At 49.8% G+C, this 6,094-nt stretch carries 4 protein-coding genes and 2 rRNA genes (1 of these 6 cut by a window edge); 2 read left to right on the forward strand and 4 right to left on the reverse strand.

Annotation, left to right across the window (positions count from 1 at the left end):
* Positions 1-7 precede the first annotated feature (7 nt).
* Positions 8-367, reverse strand: a complete 360-nt coding sequence (locus EYB58_RS02175) for a YajD family HNH nuclease (RefSeq protein WP_111958450.1) — start codon at positions 365-367, stop codon at positions 8-10.
* Between the two features lie 231 nt (positions 368-598).
* Here EYB58_RS02175 and upp point away from each other — a divergent pair, with 231 nt between their 5' ends.
* The gene (gene upp, locus EYB58_RS02180) at positions 599-1,225 is read left to right on the forward strand and encodes a uracil phosphoribosyltransferase (RefSeq protein WP_111958452.1); all 627 of its coding nucleotides are present in this window, start codon (positions 599-601) and stop codon (positions 1,223-1,225) included.
* A 26-nt stretch (positions 1,226-1,251) separates the two neighbouring features.
* Positions 1,252-2,484 (forward strand): uracil-xanthine permease family protein, encoded by a 1,233-nt coding sequence (locus tag EYB58_RS02185; protein ID WP_111958458.1) that lies wholly within the window; start codon positions 1,252-1,254, stop codon positions 2,482-2,484.
* 176 nt (positions 2,485-2,660) lie between these two features.
* On the opposite strand, the gene EYB58_RS02190 is transcribed toward EYB58_RS02185, so the two are convergent.
* The 3 genes from EYB58_RS02190 to EYB58_RS02200 all read right to left on the reverse strand — a co-directional run.
* Complete coding sequence (locus EYB58_RS02190) at positions 2,661-3,527, reverse strand: NAD(P)-dependent oxidoreductase (RefSeq protein ID WP_111958454.1); 867 nt, start codon at positions 3,525-3,527, stop codon at positions 2,661-2,663.
* Between the two features lie 75 nt (positions 3,528-3,602).
* Positions 3,603-3,719, reverse strand: a 5S ribosomal RNA gene (rrf, locus tag EYB58_RS02195).
* Between the two features lie 296 nt (positions 3,720-4,015).
* A 23S ribosomal RNA gene (locus EYB58_RS02200) occupies positions 4,016-6,094 on the reverse strand (it continues 901 nt past the right edge of the window).

Below are 6,094 nucleotides of genomic sequence, written 5' to 3' on the forward strand. Positions count from 1 at the left end.
CCTAAGGTTACAATTTACCTTTTAACATATCGCCAAGCCCGGCAAAGGGATTGGTTGTGCCGCCGGAGTCGGCAGTACTCCCGGCCACTTCATCGGAATAGGCATCAGCGACCTGGTCTCGGGAATGTTCGTTGTCGTGGCAATAAATACAAAGTAATTCCCAGTTACTCCCATCAGACGGGTTATTGTCGTGGTTATGGTCTTTATGGTGAACAGTGAGTTCCTTGACTCTTTTACCTTCAAACTCACGGCCACAATGGGCACAGATCCAGGGGAACATCTTCAAAGCACGCTCCCGGTAACCGGTCTGGCGGGACTGTTGTTCTTCCAACACTTTCTGAACAAGGTTCCCTTCTTTACTTGACATATAATCTACTCCTATTTTTCAACTGGGCTTAATTAAAAATTGCCAACCTAATTCGCTGATAATAACAAGTTTAATTTAAAAAAACGAGTCTCCGATACACCCCATTAAATTATTTGCGCCTATCATAACCCCAAAAGCATAGTATAAATGAGCTTGACTAAAAAATCCGGGTTTACTAATCTTTGCGGGTTTTGCTCTGGATTTTAATTTTCCAAAACACAGGGAGACAATATGGCCGTACATGTGGAGGACCATCCTCTAATAAAGCATAAGCTTGGGTTGATGCGTCAAAAAGACATCAGCACCAAGGATTTCAGGGATCTGGCCTCGGAAGTGGCCCGTCTGCTCACCTACGAAGCCACCCAGGATATTGAGACCGAACAAAAAGTCATCGAGGGCTGGGCAGGAGAGGTTAAAATCGAAACAATAAAAGGCAAGAAAATCACTATTGTGCCTATCTTAAGAGCGGGCTTAGGCATGATGGACGGGGTACTCGACCTGATTCCTTCTGCCAAGGTGTCTGTGGTGGGATTTTACAGAAACGAGGAGACCTTGAAGCCCGTACAGTACTATTTTAAAACCGCCTCTGCCATGGAAGAGCGTACGGCACTGATCCTGGACCCCATGCTGGCTACCGGCGGGACTTTAATCGCCACCATTGACCTGCTCAAGGAAGCCGGATGCCAAAGAATCAAGGGGCTTTTTCTTGTGGCTGCCCCGGAAGGTATTTCAGTAGTGGAAAAAAAACACCCTGACGTTGACATCTATACGGCCAGTATTGATGCGTGCCTTAACGACGTGGGGTATATTCTTCCTGGGTTAGGGGATGCCGGGGACAAAATATTTGGCACCAAGTAATGTTGCAAGAAAAGGAAAAGAACAGAATGCCCGACAACCTGCCATCATCCACAGATTACAATTTCCAGGTTAAAGACTGTTTCCTGGGTGCCCAAATGCTCTTTGTAGCCTTTGGCGCCCTGGTACTGGTGCCCCTGCTCACAGGACTGAACCCCAATGTAGCATTGTTCACTGCGGGCTTAGGCACCCTGGTGTTTCAGGTCATTACCCGGGGCAAAGTGCCCATATTTTTGGCCTCTTCCTTTGCCTTTATCGCCCCCATCCAATACGGTGCCAAAACATGGGGGATTCCCGGTACCATGTGCGGCTTAGCAGCGGCTGGTTTAATTTATATCATACTGAGTACCCTGGTGCGAATCTGGGGCAGTGAAGTTATCAAAAGGGTACTGCCGCCGGTGGTAACCGGCCCGGTCATCATGGTCATCGGCTTGAAACTGGCGCCGGTGGCCGTGGGGATGGCCACAAGCGCAAGCGACACCTATTCCAAGGCCGCAGCCATGACTGTGGCCTTTATTGCGCTTGGAACGACGGTATTGGTTTCTTTGCTTGCAAAAGGCATTATAAAACTGATCCCGATTCTGGTGGGCATTGCCGTGGGATACGTTGTGGCTCTTGTCATGGGCATGGTCAGTTTCGACGCCGTGGTATCTGCACCCTGGTTTGCTATGCCTGCCTTTGTTCTTCCCCAGTGGAACCTTCATGCCGTCTTCTATATTATCCCCGTGGCCATTGCCCCGGCCATTGAACATTTCGGGGACATCGTGGCGATCGGCCGTGTCACAGGCAAGGATTATTTAAAAGAGCCCGGCATTCAGAACACCATGTTGGGCGACGGTGTCGCCACCTCTCTGGCAGCATTCCTGGGCGGTCCACCCAACACCACTTACTCCGAAGTGACAGGCGCGGTAACCCTGACCCGTGCGTTTAACCCGGGCATCATGACCTGGGCCGCCATCACCGCCATCCTGCTGGCCTTTATCGGCAAACTGGGCGCAGTGCTGCAGACCATACCCACCCCGGTCATGGGTGGTATCATGCTGCTGCTGTTCGGCGCCATTGCCGTGGTGGGCTTAAACACCCTTACTCAGTCCCAGGCAAATCTTGTGGCACCGCGCAACTTGAGCATCATTGCCCTGATTCTGGTTTCCGGCATCGGGGGACTGGCCATCAAATTCGGTAATTTTGAACTATCCGGCATCGGCCTTGCGGGTGTGCTTGGCGTTCTGCTTAATGTCATCCTCCCAAGACCTAAAGAATAGATACCAAACAGCCTTAAAATAAAAAAAATAAAATAGGCCTGCAGTGCATTTCTTTACTGCAGGCCTATTTTATTTTTAATAAAGACAAGCCTTACTTAACGCCTGAATAGATCCCGGTGTTTGGACGCAAAGTGGCCCAGATGCAAGGTGCAGATGGGTGATTTTGCGTCCAAACACTACTGAAAAAGATGATACAATGCCTGGGTACCCTTCAATCCCCCCCCCTGGTCCTCCATCTCTTTATAAAGGGTGTAGGCCATGTCCAGGCCCGGGGTTTTCATGCCCATGGCCTCGGCTGCAGAAAGTGCAATCCCCATATCTTTGACAAAATGCTGAATGAAAAATCCCGGCGCATCATCCCCCTGGATCATCTTGGGTCCCAGGTTATTCAGGCTCCAGGACGCTGCCGCGCCCTTGCCAATGGAGTCAAGCACGGTTTCAGGATCCAACCCAGCGCGCCTTGCATAGGAGATAGATTCACACACTGCAATCATGGTGGAGGCAATGGCTATCTGGTTGGCCATCTTGGTGTGTTGGCCGTTGCCGGCCTTGCCCTGGTGCACAATATTTGTTCCCAGGGTCTTGAAAATGGATAGCGCACGGTTAAAATCATCCAGCTTCCCACCCACCATAATGGAAAGTGACGCGTTTTGGGCTCCGATATCCCCACCTGAAACCGGGGCATCCAGCACACTGATATTTTTCTGTCGCCCATCCTGCCACAGTTTTTCTGCAAGGGCAGGATCCGATGTGGTCATGTCAATGGCCAGGGCACCGGACGGCGCATTTTCCAGGATGCCTGCAGGCCCGATAAATACCTCTTCCACGTCTGCCGGGTATCCCACCATGGTGATAATAATATCCGATGAGGCTGCCAGGTCTGCCACGCAATCACACCAGACAGCCCCCTTCTCCACCAGGGTCTCCGCCTTCTGCTTTGTACGGTTGTACACACGAACGTTGAACCCTGCCGTCAAAATATGTCCGGCCATGGACTGCCCCATAACCCCGAGTCCGATGAAGCCGATATTTTTATCTGTCATGACGTCTCCTTAAAAAAAAAAAAACAAAAAAAGCCCTGATCATTTGTAATAAATGATCAGGGCTTTTCAAAAAAGAACCGGCGGCGTTCTACTCTCCCACACAGTCTCCCATGCAGTACCATCGACGCTAAAGAGCTTAACTTCCGTGTTCGAGATGGGTACGGGTGTGGCCTCTTTGCCATCGCCACCGGTTACATCGGTCGGACCTGGAACTTCAGAAAGAGTTCTTCTTGTCATGTTCCATGGGTCCAAATATGTAATCTGTTGTAGTAAACAAGAAACAAAGTGTCTTGTTTTAAGATGTTTTGTTTCAATAGCGTTTTGCTATGTCGGTATGTTGATGCAGATTTTAATGAAATTCAAGGCGCAAACAAAAGTTTTAAATAAGCTGTAGTCAACTACTGCGTTTTAAAACTTTTGTGCCGCAACAAAAAATTTCGCAAAATATGCTTTAACATCAAAGAATCTAAATTTATTCGTGGAAAAAAGTGGCTAAGCCTCACGACCTATTAGTACTGGTAAGCTCAACATGTTGCCATGCTTACACACCCAGCCTATCAACCTTGTAGTCTTCAAGGGGTCTTCAGTACTTACGTATGGGATATCTAATCTTGAAGTTGGCTTCCCGCTTAGATGCTTTCAGCGGTTATCCATACCCAACTTAGCTACCCAGCAATGCCGCTGGCGCGACAACTGGAACACCATTGGTTGGTCCAATCCGGTCCTCTCGTACTAGGATCAGATCTCCTCAAATATCCTGCGCCCACGAAAGATAGGGACCAAACTGTCTCACGACGTTTTAAACCCAGCTCACGTACCACTTTAATTGGCGAACAGCCAAACCCTTGGGACCTGCTCCAGCCCCAGGATGTGATGAGCCGACATCGAGGTGCCAAACCGCCCCGTCGATGTGAACTCTTGGGGGCGATAAGCCTGTTATCCCCGGCGTACCTTTTATCCGTTGAGCGACGGCCCTTCCATTCAGAACCGCCGGATCACTAAGACCTACTTTCGTACCTGCTCGAGATGTCTCTCTCGCAGTCAAGCTCCCTTATGCCCTTGCACTCTACGGCTGGTTTCCAATCAGCCTGAGGGAACCTTCGCGCGCCTCCGTTACTCTTTGGGAGGCGACCGCCCCAGTCAAACTACCCACCAGACACTGTCCCAGTTCCGGGTTACGGAACGTGGTTAGAACACTGAAACATGAAGGGTGGTATTTCAAGGGTAACTCCACACACACTGGCGCGCATGCTTCAAAGTCTCCCACCTATCCTGCACATCATATCCCAAAATCCAATGTCAAGCTGTAGTAAAGGTGCCGGGGTCTTTCCGTCTTTTCGCGGGTAGACGGTATCTTCACCGCCACTGCAATTTCGCTGAGTCCCTGGTTGAGACAGTGTGGAAGTCGTTACGCCATTCGTGCAGGTCGGAACTTACCCGACAAGGAATTTCGCTACCTTAGGACCGTTATAGTTACGGCCGCCGTTTACCGGGGCTTCAGTTCAGTGCTTCGCATAAATGCTAACAAATCCCCTTAACCTTCCGGCACCGGGCAGGCGTCAGACCCTATACCTCGTCTTGCGACTTTGCAGAGTCCTATGTTTTTAGTAAACAGTCGCTACCACCAATTCTCTGCGGCCCCCAATTGCTTTGTAAAGTATAATACTAACAATCAGGGGCATACCTTCTCCCGAAGTTACGGTATCATTTTGCCGAGTTCCTTAACCAGGGTTCTCTCAAGCGCCTTGGGATACTCTCCCCACCTACCTGTGTCGGTTTACGGTACGATCACCTGTTATCTCGATAGAGGCTTTTCTTGGCAGCATGGGTGCAGTCACTTTATGGGATAAATCCCTCGACATCGCTTCTCGGCCTTAGAATTCCGGATTTGCCTGAAATTCCAGCCTACAAGCTTGAACCGCCTATTCCAACAGACGGATGACTTGCCCTCCTGCGTCCCCCCATTTCTCAAACGATAACAAGGTGGTACAGAAATATTAATCTGTTTTCCATCGACTACGCCTTTCGGCCTCGCCTTAGGGATCGACTAACCCTGAGAAGATTAGCTTTACTCAGGAAACCTTGGGTTTTCGGCGAGCGGGCCTCTCACCCGCTTTATCGCTACTCATGTCAGCATGGGCACTTGTGTAATCTCCACACAACCTCGCGGTTGCGATTCTGCGACGACACAACGCTCTCCTACCAATGAAATAAATTTCATTCCGCAGCTTCGGTACTATGCTTTAGCCCCGATACATTTTCGGCGCAGATCCACTCGACCAGTGAGCTATTACGCTTTCTTTAAAGGATGGCTGCTTCTAAGCCAACCTCCTGGTTGTCTGGGCATTCCCACATCCTTCTCCACTTAGCATAGATTTGGGGACCTTAGCTGGCGGTCTGGGTTGTTTCCCTCTCGTCCGCGGAACTTAGCTCCCGCGGGCTGACTCCCGTATTCTGACTTTTTGGTATTCGAAGTTTGATTAGGTTTGGTAATCTGGTGAGACCCCTAGCCCATTCAGTGCTCTACCTCCAAAAAGAAACATACGAGGCTATACCTAAATATATTT

It is taken from the genome of Desulfobacter hydrogenophilus (assembly GCF_004319545.1).
Taxonomy (GTDB): domain Bacteria; phylum Desulfobacterota; class Desulfobacteria; order Desulfobacterales; family Desulfobacteraceae; genus Desulfobacter; species Desulfobacter hydrogenophilus.